Origin of the sequence: Janthinobacterium sp. HH106, assembly GCF_001758725.1 — a bacterium.
GTDB lineage: Bacteria > Pseudomonadota > Gammaproteobacteria > Burkholderiales > Burkholderiaceae_D > Janthinobacterium.
Genome location: NZ_LRIC01000015.1, coordinates 37,167 through 59,560 on the forward strand (window position 1 = coordinate 37,167; position 22,394 = coordinate 59,560).

General features: G+C 67.9%; 11 protein-coding genes. All 11 read right to left on the bottom strand.

What is annotated here, in order from left to right:
- Positions 1–228 precede the first annotated feature (228 nt).
- Positions 229–2,076, bottom strand: a complete 1,848-nt coding sequence (glp, locus tag JAB8_RS07775) for a gephyrin-like molybdotransferase Glp (RefSeq protein ID WP_070289113.1) — start codon at positions 2,074–2,076, stop codon at positions 229–231.
- A 62-nt stretch (positions 2,077–2,138) separates the two neighbouring features.
- Positions 2,139–3,260 carry a GTP 3',8-cyclase MoaA gene (gene moaA / locus JAB8_RS07780; protein ID WP_070289114.1) on the bottom strand — a complete coding sequence of 374 codons (1,122 nt, stop codon included), beginning with the start codon at positions 3,258–3,260 and terminating at the stop codon, positions 2,139–2,141.
- A gap of 99 nt (positions 3,261–3,359) precedes the next feature.
- Positions 3,360–5,459 carry an HlyD family efflux transporter periplasmic adaptor subunit gene (locus JAB8_RS07785; protein WP_070289115.1) on the bottom strand — a complete coding sequence of 700 codons (2,100 nt, stop codon included), beginning with the start codon at positions 5,457–5,459 and terminating at the stop codon, positions 3,360–3,362.
- Between the two features lie 11 nt (positions 5,460–5,470).
- Positions 5,471–6,838, bottom strand: a complete 1,368-nt coding sequence (locus tag JAB8_RS07790) for an HlyD family efflux transporter periplasmic adaptor subunit (RefSeq protein ID WP_070289116.1) — start codon at positions 6,836–6,838, stop codon at positions 5,471–5,473.
- The gene (locus JAB8_RS30120; RefSeq protein ID WP_070289117.1) at positions 6,835–12,822 is read right to left on the bottom strand and encodes an Ig-like domain-containing protein; all 5,988 of its coding nucleotides are present in this window, start codon (positions 12,820–12,822) and stop codon (positions 6,835–6,837) included. The genes JAB8_RS07790 and JAB8_RS30120 overlap by 4 nt, the downstream gene beginning before the upstream one ends.
- Before the next feature lies 1 nt (position 12,823).
- A complete protein-coding gene (locus JAB8_RS07800; RefSeq protein ID WP_070289118.1) occupies positions 12,824–13,837 on the bottom strand; it encodes a tetratricopeptide repeat protein in 1,014 nt (337 codons plus the stop codon).
- Positions 13,838–13,902: 65 nt separating this feature from the next.
- Positions 13,903–14,751 (bottom strand): tail fiber protein, encoded by an 849-nt coding sequence (locus JAB8_RS07805; protein WP_070220194.1) that lies wholly within the window; start codon positions 14,749–14,751, stop codon positions 13,903–13,905.
- A gap of 34 nt (positions 14,752–14,785) precedes the next feature.
- Positions 14,786–15,562 carry an efflux RND transporter periplasmic adaptor subunit gene (locus JAB8_RS07810; RefSeq protein ID WP_254679475.1) on the bottom strand — a complete coding sequence of 259 codons (777 nt, stop codon included), beginning with the start codon at positions 15,560–15,562 and terminating at the stop codon, positions 14,786–14,788.
- A 2-nt stretch (positions 15,563–15,564) separates the two neighbouring features.
- Entirely contained in the window at positions 15,565–17,064 is a 1,500-nt protein-coding gene (locus tag JAB8_RS07815) for a TolC family protein (protein ID WP_070289119.1), read from the bottom strand.
- Between the two features lie 502 nt (positions 17,065–17,566).
- The gene (gene chrA / locus JAB8_RS07820; protein ID WP_070289120.1) at positions 17,567–18,907 is read right to left on the bottom strand and encodes a chromate efflux transporter; all 1,341 of its coding nucleotides are present in this window, start codon (positions 18,905–18,907) and stop codon (positions 17,567–17,569) included.
- Positions 18,908–18,995: 88 nt separating this feature from the next.
- Positions 18,996–22,166, bottom strand: coding sequence for an Rne/Rng family ribonuclease (locus tag JAB8_RS07825; RefSeq protein ID WP_070289121.1), 3,171 nt, complete (start codon positions 22,164–22,166; stop codon positions 18,996–18,998).
- Between the last annotated feature and the right edge of the window lie 228 nt (positions 22,167–22,394).

The window sequence follows — 22,394 nt, forward strand, 5'->3', positions numbered from 1 at the left end:
AACTTTTGCGTGAGTTCGAATGTTATCACCGAAGAAACTTAAATATCAACTAATAAATAAAATTATTACAATTAGTGTTGTGTTTATTGATTTATTTTAACGAGAAATGATTAATATTTTTATCTCGGCAGGCGCAGGTGTGCCGCGCAGGAGGAAATTGATTGCGAAGGGGAAATGCAAACGGCCCGCGCAGGGCGGGCCGTCAAGGAGAGGGGGAGGGGCAGTTGCTTACATCAGGCCATGGAACAGCACAATATCGACGAGGTCGCCGGCCGCCACGTGGCCTTGCGCCTCATGCAGCACGATCATGCAATTGGCTTGCGTCATCGAGCGCAGGATGCCCGAGCCTTGCGCGCCCGTCACGCGCACGTGCTGGCGCCCGTCCGCACCGCGCTCGACGATGCCGCGCTGGTATTCCGTGCGGCCCCGTTTCTTGCGGATCGGTGCCTGCGCCGCCACCTGCAGCAGGGGCAGGCTGGCCGTGTCCGCGTCGGCGCCCATCAGGCGCAGCAGGGTGGGGCGGGCGAGGAAATAAAACGCCGCCATCACGGCCACAGGGTTGCCGGGCAGGCCCAGCAGCAAGGCCGTGTCGCCCTCGCTGGCAATCCGGCCAAAGGCCATGGGGCGGCCCGGGCGCATGTTGATCTGCCAGAAGGCCACGTCGCCGAGGCGGGCCAGGATGTCGCGCGTAAAATCGGCCGCGCCGCTGGAGACGCCGCCCGAGGTGATGATGACGTCGGCCTTGGCGCAGGCGCCGCGCAGGGCCGCTTCCAGCGCCTGCGGATTGTCCTTGACGATGCCCATGTCGAGCACCTCGCAGCCGAGGCGGGTCAGCATGCCCAGCAGGGTGTAGCGGTTGCTGTCGTAGATGCAGCCCGCGGCCAGCGGCTCGCCGATCGAGCGCAATTCGTCGCCCGTGGAAAAGAAGGCCACGCGCAGGCGGCGGCGCACGGGGACGGTGGCGATGCCCAGCGAGGCCAGCAAGCCCAGTTCGGCCGGCCCGAGTATCTTGCCTTGCAGCAAGGCCGGCTGGCCCTGCATCAAGTCCTCGCCCTTGAAACGGCGGTTGTCGCCGGGGCGGATGCAGTCCGGCGCCAGCGTGATGCTGGTTTCATTGACTTGCAGCACCAGTTCCTGCGGCACCACGCTGTCGCAGCCGTCGGGCATGACGGCGCCCGTCATGATGCGCGCGCATTGGCCGCGCCCCACTTTGACCGTGCCGGGACGGCCCGCCAGGATGGTGTCGACCACGGCCAAAGTTACTGGCGTGTCGCCGCCCAGGTCGGCACCGTGCAGCGCATAGCCATCCATGGCGGAATTGTCGTGCGCGGGCACGCTGATGGGCGAGATGATGTCGGCCGCCAGCATGCGCTCGAACGCCTGCGGCAGCGGCAATTCCTCGATCCCGGCCACGGGCGCGACGGTGTCGGCCAGGATGGCTTGCGCCATCGGCACGCTCAAGCCCCGCGCCTGCAAGGCGGCCAGCTGGTCCGGCGTATTGATGTTGCCAAACGCGGCGCCATCCTCGAACAGCACTTCGGCCAGCTTCAAGGGGCCGTGCCAGGTGCGCATGCGGCGTTCGCCGCCGCGCAGGTAGGCATCGAGCTGGGGCAGGGCGGCAGTCTTGACGAGACAGAAGACGGGGTGCGGCCGGCGCACGGCCGATCCCGTCGCCGGATCGGTTTCCTCGGTGACGGCGATGGCCAGGTCGGCATCGTTCTCGACCAGGCCGGCGGCCAGGCGCGCGGCCAGGCCGGGCGGCAGCAGGGGCGAATCGCACGGCACGGTGAGCAGGTAGGGCGTGCCGGCGTGCCGCATGCCGCTGTGTAAACCTGCCAGCGGACCCAGCTGGCCCGGCAGCGCGTCCGGCCACACGGGCACGCCGAAGCGCGCGTAATCGCCGGCATCGGCGTGGACGCTGACGGCCAGCTGGCCCACTTGCGGCGCCAGGCGCTGCAGCACGTGGCGCGCCAGGGGCTGGCCATGCAGGTGCAGCATGCCCTTGTCGCGCTGGCCCATGCGCGTGCCCAGGCCGCCGGCCAGGATCAGGCCGGTAATGTCGTGTTTGTTGATCATGTCAGGTAGGAAAATGGGTGCATGTGCCATGGTAGCAGCGGCGGGCGTGCGCCGAGCCCGATTCAGCCGCCGATGTACGACATTTCCACTTTCTTTTTACCGTGCTCAAGCGCGCCGCCCGTCAAATCCGTCTGGCTGGTGCGCAATTGCGAATAGCGGTCGGCGCGGCCGCGCCACAGCTGCGCCACGGCCGAGGAAATTTCCGCGTCACTGTGGCCGCCGCGCAGCAGGCTGCGCAAGTCGTGGCCGCTGCTGGCGAACAGACACGTGTACAGCTTGCCTTCGGTCGAGAGGCGGGCGCGGCTGCAGTCGGCGCAGAACGCTTGCGTGACGCTGGAAATGAGGCCGATTTCGCCGCCGCCATCGGCGTAGCGCCAGCGCGCCGCCGTCTCGCCCGTGTAGTTCGGGTCGATGGGCAGCAAGGGCATGTGTTCGCCGATACGGCGCACCACCTCGGCCGACGGGATGACTTCCTGCAAGTTCCAGCCGTTCGAGGCGCCCACGTCCATGTATTCGATGAAGCGCAAGATGTAGGGCGTGCCCTTGAAGTGGCGCGCCATGGGCACGATTTCCTGCTCGTTCATGCCGGCCTTGACGACCATGTTGATCTTGATCGGTCCCAGGCCCGCCGCATGCGCGGCAGCTATGCCTTGCAGCACGTCGGCCACGGCGAAATCGACGTCGTTCATGCGCTTGAAGGTGGCGTCGTCGAGCGAATCGAGCGACACGGTGACGCGGTTCAGGCCCGCATCCTTCAAGGCTTGCGCCTTTCTGGCCAGCAAGGAACCGTTGGTCGTCAAGGTCAGGTCCAGCGGCTGGCCCGACGGCGTGCGCAGTGCGGCCAGCATGGCGATGAGCTTTTCGATATTCTTGCGCAGCAGCGGCTCGCCGCCCGTCAGGCGGATCTTTTCCACGCCGTGCGCGACGAACAGGCGCGCGATGCGCGTGATTTCCTCGAACGACAGCAAATCCGTGTGCGGCAGATACACGTGGTTCTTGTCGAACACGTCCTTGGGCATGCAGTACACGCAACGGAAATTGCAGCGGTCGGTGATCGAGATGCGCAAGTCGTGCAGGGGCCGGCCCAGTTGATCGTTCAGCAGGCCTGTTGGCGCTTCCAGGGCGGCCGGGATGGCCGGAGCGGCCCGTCGCCGCTCCGTCATCATGATGATTTTTTCTGACATGAGCCTAATAATCTTGCTGTTTTTCTAATTCCGGCGCCGCATAAGGGCCGCCGGATTCGCTAACCATACCACGATCGGGGCGCGGTCGTCGGCGGCCGGCTAGAAACCCGCTTCGCGGCGCGCCACGCCCGCGGCCGCGCGCAGGAAACGCCATGCCGGCGCTTCCCATTCCCCGGCGATGGCGACCCTGCCGCGCCACGCAGGGCTGCTGGCCGGCAGTTCGGCGTCCGCATCGAGCAGCACCCGGTATACGGCCTGTTCGGGATACAGCACGCCGTTCTTTTCGCGCACCAGCACGTCGCCGCCGAACAGCGCCGCCAGTTCCGGCTCGTTCAGGGTGCGGCTGGCATCGCGGTCGATGCTGGCCACGGTCAGGCGCAGGGCGGGGCCGGCCAGGCCGTCGGCGAGGAACAGGGCACGGTCGCCGCGCGCGATGCGCCGCACGGCATCCTGGTCGACGTAGGCCACCACCTGCCAGCGCCCGGCGCCCACCAGCGAACCCAGATATTCCTGCCCTTTGAGCCATTCGCCGGGCCGCAGGTCGGGATCGACGTCGACCAGCACGCCCGCGAACGGCGCCAGCGGCCGGTAGCGCTGCAAGTCCGCGCCCACCGTCGCATGCTCGGCGCTGGCGTAGGCCAGCTGGTCGTTCAGCACTTGCCAGTCCTTGCGGCTGGCGGCGTCCAGGCCCGCCGCCGCCGATTGCCATGCCAGCAAGTCCTGGCGCGCGCCCGTCTCGCCTTCGCGCAGCGCCAGCTCGGGCGATGACAGGCGCAGCAGGGGCTGGCCGGCGGCGACGCGCTGGCCATTGGCCACCGGCAGCGCTTCAAGCGCCGCGTGCGCGGGCGCATACAGCGCCAGGCGCGCCTGCGGCTGCAGCACGCCGGAGGTCAGCACCCGGTCCGGCCATGGCAGCATCAGCAGCAGCGCAAGCAGCGCGGCCAGGCCGGCGCTGCGCCAGGCGCGGCGGCTGTGCCGCAGGGCGTCGCGACGCGAGCGCCACACCTGCAGTTCGCGCCACAGCGGCAGCGCGACAAACCAGCAGATCTCGACGAGGAACAGCAGGATGCCGACGGCCTTGATGAAGAAGTGGTACACGAGTGCGGCGATGCCCAGAAACAGCACCAGCCGGTAGATCCATACGGTCCAGGCGAACAGGATCAGGCCGGCGCGCCGGCGCGGCGGAAACGATTCCGGCGCCGGCTCGTTCAGCGCGAACAGGCGTTCGCGCAAGTCCCAGCGGGCCAGCGCGAATGCGCGGCTGTGCAGGTTGGGCAGGCCCAGGTAATCGGACAGCAGGAAGTAGCCGTCAAAGCGCATGAAGGGACTGGCATTGATGGCCACGGTGGTGATCCAGGTGGTGGTCGAAAGCAGGAAGGCGACCTGCTTGGGGCCGCCATCGGGCAGCCAGGTCCAGGCCAGCGTGGCCCAGGCGGCGATCATCAGTTCCGTCATGATGCCGGCGCCCGCCACGGCCAGGCGCTGCTCGCGGCGCGCCAGCTTCCACACTTCGTTGGTGTCCGTGTACGCCACGGGCCACATCACCAGGAAGGCCAGGCCCATGGTCGGCACGCGGCAGCCGTAGCGCTTGGCCGTCAGCGCGTGGCCCATCTCATGGCAGACTTTGGCGAAGGTGATGGCGGCGCCGTACAGCAGGGCACCATGCCAGCTCAGCGTGTCGAGCAGGGTGGCGGAAAAGCGTTCCCAGTCGCGGTAGGCGCCGGCCACTCCCAGCAGGCCGGCGGCCAGCGTCAGCCAGCGGAAGGCGGGCGAAAACAGCCACCCGAGGCGCGGCGCGAGCCAGTCCAGCCAGCGGTCCGGACGCACCAGCGGGATGCGGAAAAACAGGTAGTTATGCAGCAGCCATTGCTGCCAGCTGCCGCGCTGGCGCTGGCGCGTGGCCGCCATCGCCGCCGCGGTGCCCTGGCGCGGCTGCAGCAGCTGCTGCTCGCGCAGGAAGTCGAGCAGGCGCTCGATGGCGCCGCCATCGAGTTGCAGGGTGGTGCTTTGGTTGATGTCGTCGATGAGGGCCTGGGCGTCGTTGTTCTCCCAGCGGCGCAGCATCTCGAAGCTGGGCCAGTCGAGCTGGAAGAACAGGTTGCGCACGGGGTCGTGCAAGGTCCAGCTGGGCTGGCCGTCGGGCAGGCGTGGGCCGGCATGGATGGACAGCTCCTGGCGCAGCAAGGGTAAGGCGTGCATGCGGTTCCGTTCTACAGGGCGATGAACTGGCGGATGCTGGCCAGCGGCCGTCGCAGTATCCAGTAGAGCAGCGGCACCCGTTCGCCGCCCAGCTTGGCCGTGCCCTTCAGGCCGATGCGCTGGCCGGTGGCGCCGTCCAGCCTGGCGCGCACGCGGTAGGCATAGCTGCCGTCGGGGCGCGCGGTGGCGCGGTGGCTCATGTAGCGCACATATGCTTCGAGCGGCGTCAGCGGCGCGGCGGCCAGGTACAGCTTGAGCGGGGCCCGCTCGGCCAGCGGAATGGCGTCGCCGATCGGCACCCACGCTTCGATCTCCACGTCGTCGGCGGCCGCCACCTGCATGATGCGTTCGCCCGTCTGCACGGGCCGGCCTATCCATTCCGACGGGTCGTCGAACAGGGCGATGCCGGCATGCGGCGCCAGCACGCGCGAGCGCTGCGCCTGGCCCTCCAGGAACGCTGCCTGCGCCTGCTTCTCGGCGATCTTGCCCAGCAGCGCGGCCAGCTGCGTCTTGGCGCGCGGGTCGTTGAGTATCATCTGCGCCGTCTGCCGGTACTCGGCCTGCGCCGTGGCCAGCCCTTCGCGCGCGACGTCGAGGCGGCTGCCGATGGGCGCCTGGTCGAACGAGAACAGGGGCTGGCCGGCGCGCACGACCTGATTCGGGCGCACGGAAAATTCGGCGATCACGCCATCGAGGGGCGCGCGGATGGTGGCCGGATTGGCCGCCACCAGCTCGCCCGGCGCCAGTACCGTCAGGCGCACGGGAAACAGCAGCACCGCCAGCACTGCCAGCGCGGCGCCCAGCCGGCGGCGCCAGCGCTGGCCTTGTCCATCGCCCTGCCACCACAGGCGCAGCCGCGCCGGCAGCGCCGCCGGCGACCAGCGCGCGGGACCTTGCCTGGCGCGCCACGCATGCTGCCAGATATCGGCCCATTCGGTGAGCAGGGCCAGCTGCCCGGGCTGCAGCGGCGCGTCGCCGGCCAGCAGCAGGCCCGCCTGCCCGCCGGCGCGGCCCGTGGCGCGCAGCGGCACCCAGGTGACGGCCACGGGCAGCCATTCGTCCCAGGCGGCGGCGATGGCGGGCGGCAGTTGCGCCGCCTCGACGGCCAGCGGCGCGGCGTCCGCATGGCGCTCTGCCAGCGCCCGGCACAGCTGCCCGAGCCACTGGGCATACGGGGCGTTGGCTTCCACTTCCACCACGCCGGACAGGGTGTGCACGCCGCCGGCGTCGAACCACAGCGCCGCCTGGCGGTACGGCGCCAGCGCGCGGCTGTCGTTCACCAGCAGGAAGGCCAGTTCATTGGCGCTGGCCGCGGCGCGTGCGCGCTGGGCCAGTTCGAGCAAGGTCAGCAGGGGATCAAATGCCACCGCGTCGTTCATGCATGCGCTTTCGCCGCCGCCGCGCTACGCGACAACGCCGCCAGGCGCTCGGCGCCCGCGCCGCGCACGGCGCCCAGTTGCGCACTCAGGCCGGGACGTCCCACGGGGTCGGCCGGGCCGGCGTCGCGCGCCGAGGTCTTGATGACCTGGCCATCCCTGGTGATGACGATCTTGAAGGTCTGCACGGCGACGCGTCCCTGGGCGTCGCGCGCCGTGACCGTGAAGTGCAGCGTGCCTTCGAAGCCCGGCGGCGCCGTTCCCTCGAAGCGCGCCGCGCGGCTGTCGAACCTGAGCCAGGCAGGCAGGGGCCTGCCGTCGGTCTGCTGCGCGCTGAGCTGGAACGGCGTGCCGCCGCCGGACTGCACGAAGGTGTCGGGCGCCAGTTGCACCGCGATGCGTTCGCCGCTGTTGAACGCCTTGTCACCGATCGGCACCTGCGAGAGCAGCGCATCGCTGCGCGACGGCAGTTCCGGCAAGCCGGTCGGCGTGAAGGCCGTCAGCAGCATGGCGGGGTTGGTCAGGGCGGCGATGCTGACGGGGGCCAGCGGGTTCCTGGCAACGTCGGCCGCTCGGCCGCCGTTGGCGCCGCTGCTCGGGCTGAACAGCGCCAGCGTGTCCGGCGCCAGCACGCCGGGAAGGGCTCCGGCGGCAGCGCTGGCGGGGGCCTTTTCGGCAACCTTGTCCGCCGGCGCGGGGGCTTCCGGCAGCACGCGCACGGGCGGCGCCACCACGGGAGGCACCACGGGCGGCACCACCACCACGGGCGGCTTCACAGGTATGCTCACTTGCGCCGCCAGGATGGCGCCGTTGTTGCCGGCCGTATCGCGCACCACCACTTGCACCTGGCCGGCGGCGACGCCGGCCAGCGACCAGCTGTTGCCGGCCACGCCAGCCACCTGCCAGCTGGCGCCGCCATCGCGCGAGACGAGTACCGATTCGCCCGCCGCCAGCGGCGCCGAGAGGTTGCCGCCAAGCACATTCTCGCCCGATAGCGTGGCCGAGGTGGCCGTGGCGACGGGGGCGACGGTGTCGAGCACATACGCTTGCGCGAAGGCGGGACCGTTGCCGGCGTCGTTGCTGACGCGCGCCATGAGGGTGCCGCTGCCGCCCAGCGTGACATTGATCGACCACGCCGTCGCGCCGCCGGTAGCCGCCGCGCTGCGCCAGCTGGCGCCGCCGTCGAGCGAGACTTCGACGCGCTGGCCGGCGGCCAGCGGCGCGGACAGCGTGCCGCTGATCGTTTGCGCGGCCACGTTGGTGATGAAGTCGCTGTCGCTGGCGCCCGTGTCGGCCGACAGCGTGGTGCCGGTGATGCCGGTCGTGGGCGGGGTCAGGAGCGTGCCGATGGTGAGTTCGCCATTGCTGCTGTCGCTGGCGACGTTGCCGGCCAGGTCGGTGACGCTCGCCACCACCTCGTAGCGCTGGTTCAGGGCCAGCGTCAGCGTGCCGCTGAGCGGTACGGCGGTGGCCAGGTCCAGGCTCCAGGCGCCCGCCGCGGGAACGACGGCATAGGTGGCGCCGCCGACGGAGACGGTCATGGTTTCGCCCGCCGACAGCGTCGCCGAGCCGCTCAGCACGGGCGTGGTGCTCATCGTCGCCAAGGTGGCCACGGTGGGCACGCCGGCTGCCGTGTCATAGATATACGCCTGGCTCGCCACGACGCCGTCGTTACCGGCCGTATCGGCCACCTTGACCAGCAGGGTGTTGCTGGAGGTCAGGGTCTGGCCGGCCAGCGACCAGGTGTTCTGGCCGACGGTGGCGGCGGCGGTGGCCCAGGTGGCGCCGTTGTCGAGCGAGACGAGCACGCGCTCGCCGCTGGCCAGGTTGGCCGACAGGGTGCCGCTGACGGTTTGCGCCGCCACGTTGGTGATGAAATCGGTGGGCGAGGCGCCGCTGTCGGCGGACAAGGCGATGCCAGCCACGCTGGTAGCGGGGGCGCTCGTGTCGAGCACGTAGGCCGTGCCGGTGGCGGCGCCATTGTTGCCGGCCGCGTCGGTGACGCGCAGCTTCAAGGTGTCGCTGGCGGCCAGGGTGACGCCGGTCCAGGTCAGCGTGGTGCCGGACACCTTGCTGGTGATGTCGGTCCAGGTGGCGCCGTTGTCGAGCGAGCCGTAGACGATGTCGCCGGCGGCCGGCGCGCCGCTGAGGGTGGCGCTGATGGTCTGCGCCGCGGTGTTGGTGATCAGGTCGGTGCTGCTGGCGCCGGTGTCGGCCGACAGCGCGATGCCGCTGAAGCTGGTGGTCGGCGCCGTGGTGTCGAGCACATAGGCTTGCGCGTAGGCGGTGCCGTTGTTGCCGGCGGCGTCGGTGACGCGCACCTTCAGGGTACCGCTGCCCGACAGCGTCTGGCCGGCCAGCGACCAGGTGTTGGCGCCGGTGCTGGCCGTGGCCAGGTTCCAGCTGCCGCCGTTGTCGAGCGAGACGTAGACGTACTCGCCGGCCGCCAGGTTGGCCGCCAGCGTGCCGCTGATGGTCTGGGCCGCGGTCCTGGTGATGAAGTCGGTGCCGGAAGTGCCGGTGTCGGCCGAGAAGGTGGCGTTGGCCACGGTGTTGGTCGGCGCGGCGGAGTCGATGACGAGGTCCTTGTTGGCGCCCAGCGAGCCGGCCGTGCCCGGCGTGGCCAGCGTGACGTCGGCCGGCTGGTTGGCGCCGCCGGCATCGACGATGGTGGCGCCGTTGAGCACCAGCGCGGCGCTCGAGCTGTAGTCGAGATCGGCGCTGTTCTGGCCGGCGCCGACCGTGTAGCTGAACGTCAGCGTGCTGGTGCCCGAGCCGCCGGCATAGGTGGCCTGGCCGCCGCCGTCGAGCGCCAGGGTCGGCGTGCCGCCCGTGGTATCGACGTTGACCGCGGTGGAGAAATCGACCGTGATGGTGATGGTCTGGCCGGCGCCGTAGGCGCCGTCGGCGGTGCTGGCGCCGACGCCGGTGACGCTGGGGTTGCTGCCGTCGACATTGACGCCGGCCGTGCTGCCGACGCTGTTGAGCGTGACCACGGCGTCGTTGCCGGCCGTATCGCGCAGCGTGCCGCCGTGGGTCGACAGTGCGCCGACCGTGATGCCGTTGGCGTCAATGTCGCCGCTGGGCACGGTGTAGCGGAACAGCAGCGCGCTGGTGCCGGAGCCGGACACGTAGTCGGCGTAGCGGGTAGTGGCGCCGACCACGAGGGCGATGCGCGGCGTGCCGCCGGTGGTGTCGACAAGGACGGCCTCGTCGAAGTTGACCGTGAAGTCCAGCGCGCCGCCGCTGTAGTAGGTGCCGTTGGCCGGCACCGCCACCGTGGCGACGGCCGGGGCGGTGGTGTCGACCTCGATCGTCAGCGCGGCCGAGGCGGCCGAGGCGTTGCCGGCGGTGTCGGTGGACACGACCGTGATGGTGTGGGAGCCTTCGGCCAGCGCGCCGGTGGTCAGCGTCCAGCCGCCGGCGCCGGCGGTGACGGTGCCCAGCAGCGTGGCGCCGTCGAACACGGTGACGGTGCTGCCGTTCTCGGCCGTGCCGCTCAGCGTCGGCGTGGTGTCGCTGGTGATGCTGTCGTTGTTCTGCACGCCGGTGTCGCTGGCCGTGGCCAGCACCGGTGTGCCGGGCGTGGCCGGCGTGCTGGTATCGAACATGTAGGCCTGGGTCTTGACGCTGCCGGTGTTGCCGGCGGCGTCGACGACCTTCAGCTGCAGCGTGTCGCTGCCGGCCAAGGTGACGCCGTTCCAGCTCAGGCTCGTGCCGCTGACCTTGCTGGTGATGTCGGTCCAGCTGCCGCCGTTGTCCAGCGAGCCGTAGACGATGTCGCCGGCGGCCAAGGTGGTGCTCAGGGTGGCGCCGATGGTCTGCGCCGCCGTCTTGGTGATGAAGTCGCTGGCGCTGGCGCCCGTGTCGGCCGACAGCCCCAGGCCGTTGAAGGTGATCGTCGGCGAACCGGTGTCGAAGGTATAGGCTTGCGACAGCACGGCGCCGTCGTTGCCGGCCGTGTCGCTGACCTTGACCTTCAGCGTGCTGCTGGCGCTGAGCGTGCGGGCCAGCGACCAGGTGTTCTGGCCCACGGTGGCGCTGGCGGCGGCCCAGGTGGTGCCGTTGTCGAGCGAGACGAGCACGCTCTCGCCGCTGGCCAGGTTGGCCGACAGGGTGCCGCTGATGGTCTGCGCCGCCGTTTTGGTGATGAAGTCGGTCGGCGACGTGCCGGTATCGGCCGAAAAGCTGACCGTGGCCACGCTGGTGGTGGGCGCGGTGGTATCGAGCGTGTAGTTCTGGAAGCTCAGCGAACTGTCGTTGCCCGCCGCGTCGGTCACCTTGAACATGATGGCGTTGCTGCCTGCGCCCAGGGTGGCGCCGTTCCAGGTCAGCGTGGTGCCGGACACCTTGCTCGTGATGTTGGTCCAGCTGCTGCCGCCGTCCAGCGACCCCCAGACCACGTCGGTGCCGGCCGGCGCGCCGCTGAGCGTGGCGGTGATGGTCTGGCCTGGCGTCTTGGTGATGAAGTCGGTACTGTTGATGCCGGTGTCGTCCGACAAGGAGATGCCGGTGAAGGACGTGGTCGGCGCCGTGGTGTCGAGCGTGTAGCTGTGCGTGTAGGCGGTGCTGGAGCCGTCGGCGTTGGTGACCCGGGCCTGGAAGGTGCTGCTGCCGGCCAGCGTGGTGACGGTGCTCCAGCTGCTGGAGCCGATCGTGTAGGTGGTCGCGTCGCTCCAGCTGCTGCCGTTGTCATATGACACCTGGACCTTTTCGCCCGTGCTCAGCGTGGTCGACAGCGTGCCGCTGATGATTTGCGCGGCGGTCTTGGTGATGAAGTCGCTGCCGCTGGTGCCGGTGTCGTCCGACAGGCTGGCGCTGCTGACCGTGACCGTGGGCGGGTGCGAAATAGCCTTGACGTCGGTGATGTCGAAATTCTGGAACAGACCGAAATCGCCGGAACTGAACACCACCTGCTTGACGTCGTTGATCGGTTTGCTCAGGCCGGAATTGAGCAGGGTCTGCCAGCCGTTGGCCAGCGAGTTCACGGTGAGCGTGTCTGTGGTGTTGTTGCCATACGTTAAGTTGATCGTCAGCGAGCCGGTCAGGACGCCGACATCGAACGAGCTGATGTCGAAGGTGTAGCCGGAAGCGATGGTGACCGTCAGCCTGACTTCATTGGTGGGCCCCTGGTAGGCATACAGCCCGTCGGTGCCATAGGTGCCGTCAATGCCCAGGCCGCCGGCGCTGGCGCCGCCGTAAAACGTGACGTTTTGGCCGTTAACCTGTTTGACCACGGTGGTCGAGCTGTAGTCGGCGTCGCTGCCGGAGAAGCTGACCTGTGTGAGCAGGCCCTGGTAGTCGGCGATGTCCAGCGCTTTGGTGTCGATCTTGCCGGCATGCGCTTCGAGCGTCCAGTTGCCGCCGATGGCTGCCGCGCCGGTGGCGTCGCGCGACGCCGCGACATCGGCGCCCGTGATGCGCGCCAGGTCGGCGATCAGCGCGTTATGGCCGCCGGCGGCGACATCGCAGCCATACAGCAGCAAGTCGCCGTCGGCGCTCAGGGCCTGGCCCAGCTGCGCCAGTTCCGATTGGACGGCAGCCGACGACAGGGAGGCATCGGTCAGGCGCGCGGTGCCGAGATTGATGGTGCCTTCGGATCCATGCGACAGGATGTGGATCGCGTCGATTCCGCTCTGGCTGGCCGCCCATTGCGCGATCTGCGCCAGGCCGTCACGGCTGCCGTCGAATTCGACGATGCCGACGCCGGCGCGCACGCCCGCCTCCAGGCTCTTGTAGTTGGCCACCGAGGTGTCGATCAGCACCACTTCCTTCTTGCCCTGGTCCTTGGCCGGCTCGGCCGCGCGCACCGTGACGGCTGGCGGCAGCGGCAGCGGTGCGCTTTCGTGCGCCTGCGCCGCGTGGGCGGCGTCGGCCACGGCGCCGTCGAACATGAAGCGCTGCTCCAGCGGCAGCAGTTGCGAGGCGCGGCGCAGCGGACGGCGCACGGAAGTCGTTGCCGCGGCAGGGAAGAGGGGATGGTTCATGTCAGGCTCCTGGTGATACGTGACTGGCGCGCTTGAACGGCGTGCCTGGGGCGGCGAATTGGGCGAGGTGGGCGTCGATCTTGCGGTCGAGCGCCGGCCGCCATTCGGGCGGCATGATGGCCAGCACCTGGTCTTGCAGCTGCCGCGCCTGGTCTTGCAGGGCGGGCTCGCTCAGGCGGCTGCGGGCGGCGCTGGCCCACAGATAGGTCTTGGCCAGGTTGGCGGCGCCGGGCGCGCCCGTATCGGCGTCGGGCGGCAGATGGGCGTACAGCGTCGCCGTGGGCAGGTAGGCGGGGACGTAGCCCTTGCTCGCCAGTTCTTCCAGGGCAAGCAGCGCCGCCTCGCCCTCGGCTTCGCCGCCTTCTCCCTGCGCTTGCATGATGGCCAGCTGGTAGCGCGCCTCGTCGACCTGGCGTTCCGCCGCCATGCGGTACCAGTGGCGCGCCATGGCCGCGTCGTGCGGCACGTCGCGGTCGTTGCGCAGGTAATTGGCCAGTTTCAGCATGGCCGGCGGCGAACCGGCCTGCGCCGCCTGGGCGCACAGCGCCAGGCCGTGCGGCACGTCCCGGGCGACGTAGCGGCCGCGGACATAAAATTCGCTGGCCGAGCACAGTGAAATGAGGTGGCCGTTCGCGGCGGCGGCCAGGTAGCTGGACAGCGCGGCGGCGGCATTGCCTGGCGCGTCCGGAGTGCGCATCAGGCAGTCGCCGGCGAAATGCAGGGCCGTCGGTATCTTGCCCTGGGCGGCCTTGCCGAACCACGCGCAGGCGGCGTCGGGGTCGGCTGGCCGGCCCCAGCCATTCTGGTGGAACTGGGCCAGGGTGAACTGGGCGAGGGGATTGTTCTCCGCGTGGCGCAGGAAGGCCGGGTAGGCGCTGGCATAGTCGCCCTTGGCCAGCAAGGCATATGCGGCTTGCAGCGGCAGGGCATGGTCGGCCGGCCGCCCGGCGCGCGCGCCCGGCGCCGCCAGCAGCGTCAGGGACAGCAAGACTTGAAAGAGGCGGTATGGCTGCATGATGATTTCGGCGGCCGCTCCGCTCGGAGGCGGCCGCGCAACACAAGGTTAGGTGGCGAGGTCCGTCAGTTCGACTGCGGGTAGATGCCGACGGAGGCGATGTAGTAATACATGGCCATGGACGGCTGCATGATGCTGAACGCGGCGCCCGTGCCTGCAGGGCCGCTGACGGCTGCCGGCAGGGAGCCGTTCAGCGTCACCGGGGCGGTACCGGCCAGCGTAATGGCAGGCGAGCCGGCGGAGGTGACGGTAATGCTGCCGCCCAGGGAGCCGCCGCCCATGACCACGTCGGGTGCGCTGGTGTTATACAGCTTCGCCACCGGGGTATTTACCGCTCCCGGCACGCCGCCGGCCAGCGGCGTGGCCGACGCACCCGCGGCGCTGCTGGCTTTCAGCGTCAGTGTCAGCGCACTGGTATTGGCGGTGTAGGTGACGGGCGCCATCGAAATGGTGGTGGGCGTGCCGGTCGTCTGAGCCAGGTTGACCGAGCCGCTGACCTTGCTCAAGTCGACCGCCGGCAAGGTGTGCGCATGGGCCGGCAGATTGGCCATGGTCAGGGTGGCGCTGACGGTGCCTACCTTCTGGCCCACCGTGTAGCTGGTGTTGGCGTCGACGGTGCCGGCACCGATCACGGTGCGGCCGCGCAGGTCCGGCAGGTTGAAGGTGGTGTTGCCGCTGCCGCCATAGGTCGTGCCCAGCAGCGAGTACAGCGCGGCATTCTGGTTGACGTTGAGGGACTGGCCGTTGGCCGGCAAGTAGCCGTACAGGTCATTGCGGGTCCAGGCCATCACGCAGATGCTGGAAACATAGGGTTCGGCGGGGCAGGCATAGCTGGCTGTGCTCCAGCTGGCTGCGGCTGCGGCGACGGCAGCGAGCGTCAGGCAGCGGGCGACGCGGTGCGGACGAGATTTCATGGGCTCTCCTTTTGGTCTAAGCAGGGTGAAAAAATCATTTTGCCGGCGGCTGCATCAGCACCTTGCCGCTCATGCCGGCCACCAGCTCGCCGAAGCGCCCGTCGATGACGGCGCTCAGCTTGACGGACTGGCTGACGGGGTCGACGCGGGCGCCGATGCGCTGCACCTTGGCCGGATAGCTCTTGCCCGTTTCGTCGATGCTGACCTGGAAGGGCGTGCCGTTGCGCACCCAGCTCATCCAGCGAGATGGAATGATGAATTCCAGCACCAGGGTGCTGTCGTCCAGAATTTCCAGCAGGGCCTGGCCCGGCTGCACGTACTGCTGTTCGCGCGCCTTCTGCTCGGCGATGCGGCCGGCGAACGGCGCGACGATCTGGCATTTGCCCAGCAATGCCCGGTTGGCGGCCACTTCGGCCTGCGCCTTGAGCGCTTCGGCCCTGGAAATGTCGAGTTCGACCTTGCCCACGGAATTGAGGTCGGCGAGTTTCTGGTTGCCCTGCCAGTTGGTCTCGGCCGCCATCCGCGCCGCTTCCGCCTTGGCCAGCTGCGCCTGCTGCAGCACGCAGTCGAACTGCACCAGCAACTGTCCCTGCTTGAAGGCCGCGCCTTCCGGCAGCGGCAGGCGGTTGATCTTGGCGCCGATCTCGGCGGCCAGGGTGGTGTAGCGGCGCGGCGCCAGCTGGGCGCGGATTTCCCGCGTTTCCAGCGTGGCGCCGGCGCTGGCCGGCTGCGGCGCGGCGGCCAGCGCGGCGTGCTGCAAGGTCAGGGCCAGCGCGCCGGCCAGGGTCATGCGTATTGCGGGTGCGACCAACTTCATGGACGGTCCTCAGGCGATGGCAGCTGGGCCTGGTTCCAGGTCTGCAGCGATTGCGCGACGGCCGCCGTCAGTTCGGCCAGCGGCATGTCGGACGAGCCGTTGACCACCGGTTCCATGCCCAGGGTCGCTTGCAGGCGCGATGCGGCGGCCTGCGCGTTCGACAGTGCCTGGTAGCGGCGCAGCTGCGACAGGACGGCCGTGCTTTGCTGCGAAATGCGGTCCAGCGCCGACTGTTTCTGCGCCTCGGCCTGATTGGCGATGTGCTGGGCGATACGTCCGTCCACTTCGGCGATGGCGTCGGCGCGCTCATACTGGCGGGCCGTGTTGGCGTATTGCTGACGAGCAATATGAAGCTGGCTCAGCACAGCCATCTGCATGGCCATGCGGCGCTGGTTGGCCAGGCTCACGCCCGCGTCGGCCAGGCGCATCTGCGCCGGCGCCGATAACAGGCCCAGCAGGTTGAACGAGATCTGCGCGCCGGCCTCGTTCCAGTTCTGGTGGATCAGGTAATCGTCGTTGCTGTGCTTGACGCCATAGTTGAAGGACAGGCCGGGGAACAGCTTGAGCATGGCGCGCCGGGTTTCCTGCTGGGCGATGCGGGCGTTGTAGATGCCTTCGCGCAGGTCGGGATTGCGCAGCAGCGCCACTTCTTCCATTTTTTCGATCGGCTGGTTCAGCCAGGCCGTGTTGACGTCGCCGCCCGCTTCGACCACGCTATAGCCGCTGCTCAGCGGCAGGGCGGTCAGGGCCGCCAGTTCCACGCGCGCCGTCGACAGTTCCTGCTCGATGGTTTCCAGCAGGCGCAGGTTTTCCAGCAGCTGGCGCTGGTAGCGCAACGGTTCCAGTGGCGAACGGATGCGGTCGCTCTCCGCCGTGCGCGCATCCTTCAGGGCCGCTTCCGATTCGGCGATGGTGCTGCGCAGCAGGGGCACCAGCTTCTGCGCCGCCACCACGCGCCAGTAGGCGGTGCGCACGTCGAGTATCAGGTTGTGCAGGGCTTTGCGGCGGCGCTCGCCGGCGATCATCACGCGGTCCGCATTCTGCCGCGCCGCGTAGTAGCTCTGGCCGAAATCGAGCAGGCTCCAGGAAATGCCCAGTTCCGTGCTCAGCACCTGGCGGCTGGACGAGATGTAGGGATTGGCCAGCGACGGCGCGCCCGTGACGGAATCGACGCTGCGCGTGATCAGGTCATTGTTGCGGTCGCGGTAGCCGGCCGAGGCGATCAGCTTGGGCAGCATGTCGAACTGCCCTGCCTCGAAGGTGCCCATGGCCACGGCTTCCTCCATGGCCTTGTAGCGGCGTTCGGCGTTGTATTTGATGGCGCGGGCGATGGCGCCATCGAGGGTCAGGGGGCCGTTCAGCGCCTCCACGTCGCGCGCCAGGGCCGCCTTGTCGTCCTGCAGCGTGGCGCGGACCTCTGCCGTGGAAAGCTTGGCCGTGCCGACGTCGAGTGTCGAGCAAGCGCTCAGCAGCCATAAGCTGGCGCAGCCGAGCATGAGTGTCCTGATCGCGGAAGTGGGCATGGGATGATGTAATTGTTGAGCGCGCATTAATGGATATTCTCGAGGAAACTGCCGGGTTAATGACGGTGAAACAGTAATTTGCTTTCGAGTAAGTATATGACGTCGCACTCATTCAAATAATCAATTTTTCATTTGTTGCATATATGCCACATTTATTTATTTGAGAATGATATGTCGGGGGGGGGGTGACAAATCGATCACGGTGTGGCTGTGCTCGCAGGTCGGGCGCAGCCGCGCAGAGCGTGGCGCCATGCCTGCCGGGTCCAGGTCTGGTTGCTGGCGTGAGAATGGGGAGATACTCAATTGCTGAAATAAATATTCTATTTATTAATGGTATATATATGCCGCCAATTAAATTAACCTGCATCAAATCCTGATTATTAATAATAAGGAAATAATATCCTCCGCGCTTGTTGGTGGAGATTCTGTTGATGCCGGCGGGATGCGATGATTGTCTGGCGCGACGCTTCCGTGTTCAAGCCAGCCAGGCACGCGCCAGGCCGATGGCGGCGCAGACCAGCAGCAATTTGATGGTTCCCGCTTGAAACCTGATCAGCGCCACGCCGGCTGCCAGCGCGATGATCATCGCCAGCCAGTCCCAGTGGGGCAGCGGATTTGTTTGCCAGAACACATGGCGGCCAAAGAACAGGGCCAGGCTGGCGATGACGCCCACCACGGCCGCCGAGATGGCCGTCAACGGCGCGCTCAGGCGCAAATTGCCGCGCGACGCTTCCACCAGGGGCGCACCGGCCAAAATGAAGATAAACGAGGGCAGGAAAGTAAACCAGCTGGCGACGAACGCGCCGCATATGCCCGCCAGCCACAGCTGTTCTCCCGTCACGGCATGGCTCCAGCCGCCGACAAAGCCGATGAAGGCGACGATCATGATCAGGGGGCCGGGCGTCGTCTCGCCCAGCGCCAGGCCATCCATCATCTGCGCGCTCGTGATCCAGTGGTAGTGGTCGGCGGCGCCCTGCACCAGATAGGGCAGCACGGCGTACGCGCCGCCGAACGTGAGCAGCGCGGCCTTGCTGAAAAACACGCCCATCTGCGCCAGCGGCTGGTCCGCCCCGCCCGCCAGCGCCAGGCCCAGCCAGGCGAAGAAGGCCAGCGCCAGGCCCACGGCGGCCGTGCCAAGCAGGCGCGGCCAGCGGAAGCGCGCGTGGTCCGGCGTGGGCGTGTCGTCATCGATCAGGGCGGCGCCGTAGCGAGCCGCACCGCCATGCGAGGTACCGCTGGCATGAAAATGGCCCGGCAGCCAGCGGCCGCCCGCCATGCCCAGCAGGGCGGCGGCGAGCACGATCAGCGGAAATGGCAGCCGTAGCGCGGCGATGGCGACAAATGCCGCCGCCGCGATGGCGATCAGGCTGGGACTGCGCAAGGTGCGCCGGCCCAGGCGCCAGGCGGCCGCCAGCACGATGGCGACGACGGCCGGCTTGATGCCGTACAGGATGCCGGCGATGGCGCCCACGTTGCCATACGCCATGTAGAGCCATGACAGGGCGATCAGCACCAGCAGCGAGGGCAGCAAAAACAGCAGGCCCGCCACCAGGGCGCCGCGCGTGCGGTGCATCAGCCAGCCGATGTAGATGGCCAGCTGGGTCGCTTCCGGCCCCGGCAGCAGCATGCAGTAATTGAGGGCGTGCAGGAAACGCTGCTCCGAAATCCAGCGCCGCTTTTCCACCAGTTCCGCATGCATCATGGCGATCTGGCCGGCCGGGCCGCCAAAGCTGACGCAGCCCAGCTTGAGCCAGTACCAGAAGGCGCTGCGCAGGCTGACGGGGGCGGGAGAGGGAAGGTTGGCGTTCTCGTGCATGGCGGCTGGCTGGCAAAGGTGGGGACGTAAAAAAGGGGAAGCCTGAGCTCCCCCTTTCATCATTGGCGGCTGGGCGAACCCGGCGCGCTTATGGACGTTGCGTGTTGACCTGGATCAACGGCTCATCCGATTGCGGCGGCAATGGCTTGCGTTCGCGCGGCTTGCGCACGGGAGCGACTGCCTTGGCGGCCGCTTCCTGCGCCAGGCGCAGTTTTTCCGGATCGGTGGCAGCCAGGGTCAGGCCGGCCGAACCGAGCACTGCGTCCAGGTCCAGCGGCGCAGGCACCGGCGATGGAGCCGGTGCGGAAGCTGGAGCAGCGACAGGCGTCGGTGCAGGAGCAACGACAGGTGCTGGTGCCGGAGCAGGAGCAGCTTCGGCAACTACCGGTGCGGCTTGCGCCACGGCCGGCGCCGCTTCGGCGACTGGCGCTGCTGCTGGAACTTCTTCAGCCACGGCGACGGTTTCCACGGCAGCTGCCGTTTCCACGACCGGTGCCGCTTCGACGATGACTTCCGCTGGCGCCGGTGCCGGGGCGGCTTCCGCTTTCTCGGCAAAGCTGTACTCGGCAGCTGGCGCTGGCTCGGCAGCGGCTGGTTCAGCTTGCGCTGCAGCCACTTCGACAGGGGCTTGCGCTACGACCGGTGCAGCAACTGGCGCGGCTTCAGCGGCAGGAGCGGCTTCTTCGACCTTGGCGATGTCCACCACCTTGGCCACTTCTACCACTTCCACCACTTCGGCCACTTCCACGACGGCAGCTTCCACCGGCGCAGCGACGGCGACGACCGCGGCGGCAGCCACGACGGCGACCGGCGCAGCATCCGTTGCGGCTTCCGGCGCAGGAGCGACCGTAAAGCTGATCACTGGCGTGTCCTGGCCTTCGTTTTCGCCGTTTGCCGATTCGATCAGCTCGCCCGTTTCGCGGTCGCGGCGGTTGCGGTTGCGGCCACCACGACGGCGGCGGCGGCGCGGTTCTTCGCCTTCCACGTCGGTTTCCGTCTCTTCGCCTTCAGGGCCGGCATTTGCCGGCGCTTTCAGCAAGCTCGTTGGTGCTGCATCAGCGTCCGGGCCGTTCGACGCCACGACGACATTCACCGCGCTGGCGCTGGCGCCAACCAGGGCCAGTTCTTCAGCTTTCACTTCAGCAACAACAGCCTTGTCGGCGCGTGGTTCGCGGCCTTCGCGTGGCTGGCGTGGCGGACGCTCGGCGCGTTCCGGGCGCTCTGCGCGTTCGGGACGTTCCGCGCGCTCAGGACGCTCGCCCCGTTCGCGTGGTGCCGCTGCCGTATCGCCGTTCTCGCGGGCTTCGCGCGGTTCGCGTGGCGGACGCGGCGGGCGTGGCGGACGGGCCGCCTTTTCCAGTGCTTCCGCTTCTTTCGCCGCGTCGTCCTGGGCTGGGCGGCCCTGGCCAGGTTCGCGCTCTTCGCGGCCAGGCTTGCCGTTACGACCAAGGCCACGCGGGCCACGGCTGTTGCGGTCGCCACGGTCCGTGCCGGCCGGCTTGGCCGGTGCGACAGGGGCGGGTGCTGGCGCCACCGGTGCCGGGGCGCCGGTGAAGAAGCTGATGATCTTGGCGATCAGGCCTTGCGGCGCGGCAGGCGCGGCCACCGGGGCCGGTTTTGCTTCGACGGGCTTGCGCTCGACCAGCGGTGCCGGCTGGTCAGGGGTGATCGTCTTGACGACGGCTTCCTGGCGCGGCTTGGCTTCTTCCTTCTGACGCTTGCTGTACGCCATATCGGTTTCAGCGCTTTCGGCCAGGTTGTAGCTGGCCTGGCTGTCTTCCAGACGCGGATCGTCGTGCTTGATGCGTTCGAGCTTGTAGTGCGGCGTTTCCAGATGCTTGTTCGGGATCAGGATCACGGCGATGCGGTGACGGTTCTCGATTTTCAGCACTTCGCCGCGCTTTTCGTTCAGCAGGAAGGCGCCCACGTCCACGGGCACCTGCACGTGGATGGTGGCCGAGTTTTCCTTCATCGCCTCTTCCTGGATGATGCGCAGCACCTGCAGGGCGGACGATTCCGTGTCGCGGATGTGGCCGGTGCCGGAGCAGCGCGGGCACGTCACGTGCGAGCCTTCGGACAGCGAAGGGCGCAGGCGCTGGCGCGACAGTTCCATCAGGCCGAAGCGGGAAATCTTGCCCATTTGTACACGGGCACGGTCATGGTGCAGCGCATCCTTGAGGCGCTGTTCCACTTCGCGTTGATTTTTCGCCACTTCCATGTCGATGAAGTCGATGACGATCAAGCCGCCCAAATCGCGCAAACGCAGCTGGCGGGCCACTTCTTCGGCCGCTTCGCAGTTGGTGTTGAAGGCGGTCGTCTCGATGTCCGAGCCGCGCGTGGCGCGGGCCGAGTTGACGTCGACGGAGACCAGTGCTTCCGTGTGGTCGATGACGATGGCGCCGCCCGATGGCAGCGGCACGGTGCGGCTGTAGGCCGTTTCGATCTGATGCTCGATCTGGAAGCGCGAGAACAGCGGCACGTCGTCGCTGTAGCGTTTTACGCGGTGCACCATGTCGGGCATCACGTGGCTCATGAACTGGTGCGCCTGGTCGTAGATCTCGTCGGTGTCGATCAGGATCTCGCCGATGTCGGGCTGGAAGTAGTCGCGGATGGCGCGGATGACGAGCGACGATTCCTGGTAGATCAGGAAGGCGCCGTTGGCCGACTTGCCGGCGCCTTCGATGGCGCGCCACAGTTGCATCAGGTAATTCAAGTCCCACTGCAGTTCATCGACGTTGCGGCCGATGCCGGCGGTGCGGGCGATCACGGACATGCCAGCAGGCAAGTCCAGTTTATCCATGGTTTCGCGCAATTCCTGGCGCTCTTCCCCTTCCACGCGGCGCGATACGCCACCGCCACGCGGGTTGTTCGGCATCAATACCAGGTAACGGCCGGCCAGCGAGACGAACGAGGTCAGGGCGGCGCCCTTGTTGCCGCGCTCTTCCTTTTCCACTTGCACCATGATTTCCTGGCCTTCGCGCAGCGCTTCCTTGACGGAGGCGTTACGGACGTCGACGCCTTCGCGGAAATACGTGCGGGCAACTTCCTTGAAAGGCAGGAAGCCGTGGCGGTCTTCGCCATAGCTGACGAAGCACGCTTCGAGCGATGGCTCGATGCGCGTGATCACGCCCTTGTAGATGTTGGATTTGCGCTGTTCGCGCCCGGCTGTCTCGATATCGATGTCGATCAGTTTTTGTCCGTCGACAATCGCTACGCGCAGTTCTTCTTGCTGCGTGGCATTAAACAACATGCGTTTCATTTTTATAACTCCGCGACCCGTAGGCCATCTCAAAGCCGCTTCCGGGGAAGCGGCGAAGTACAGGGATATATGCGAGAACGGGAGTGCTGGCGGGGGAAATGCCCAGGCGTGCGGAGCAACAACGCGTACGAGGTATACGTTACGGCCGCAACAGGCGCGGTGAGGTCAATCGTCATGCCGAGTGCACGGGACACTTGCAACTCATCTGTAACAGCCCGGATGAGAATG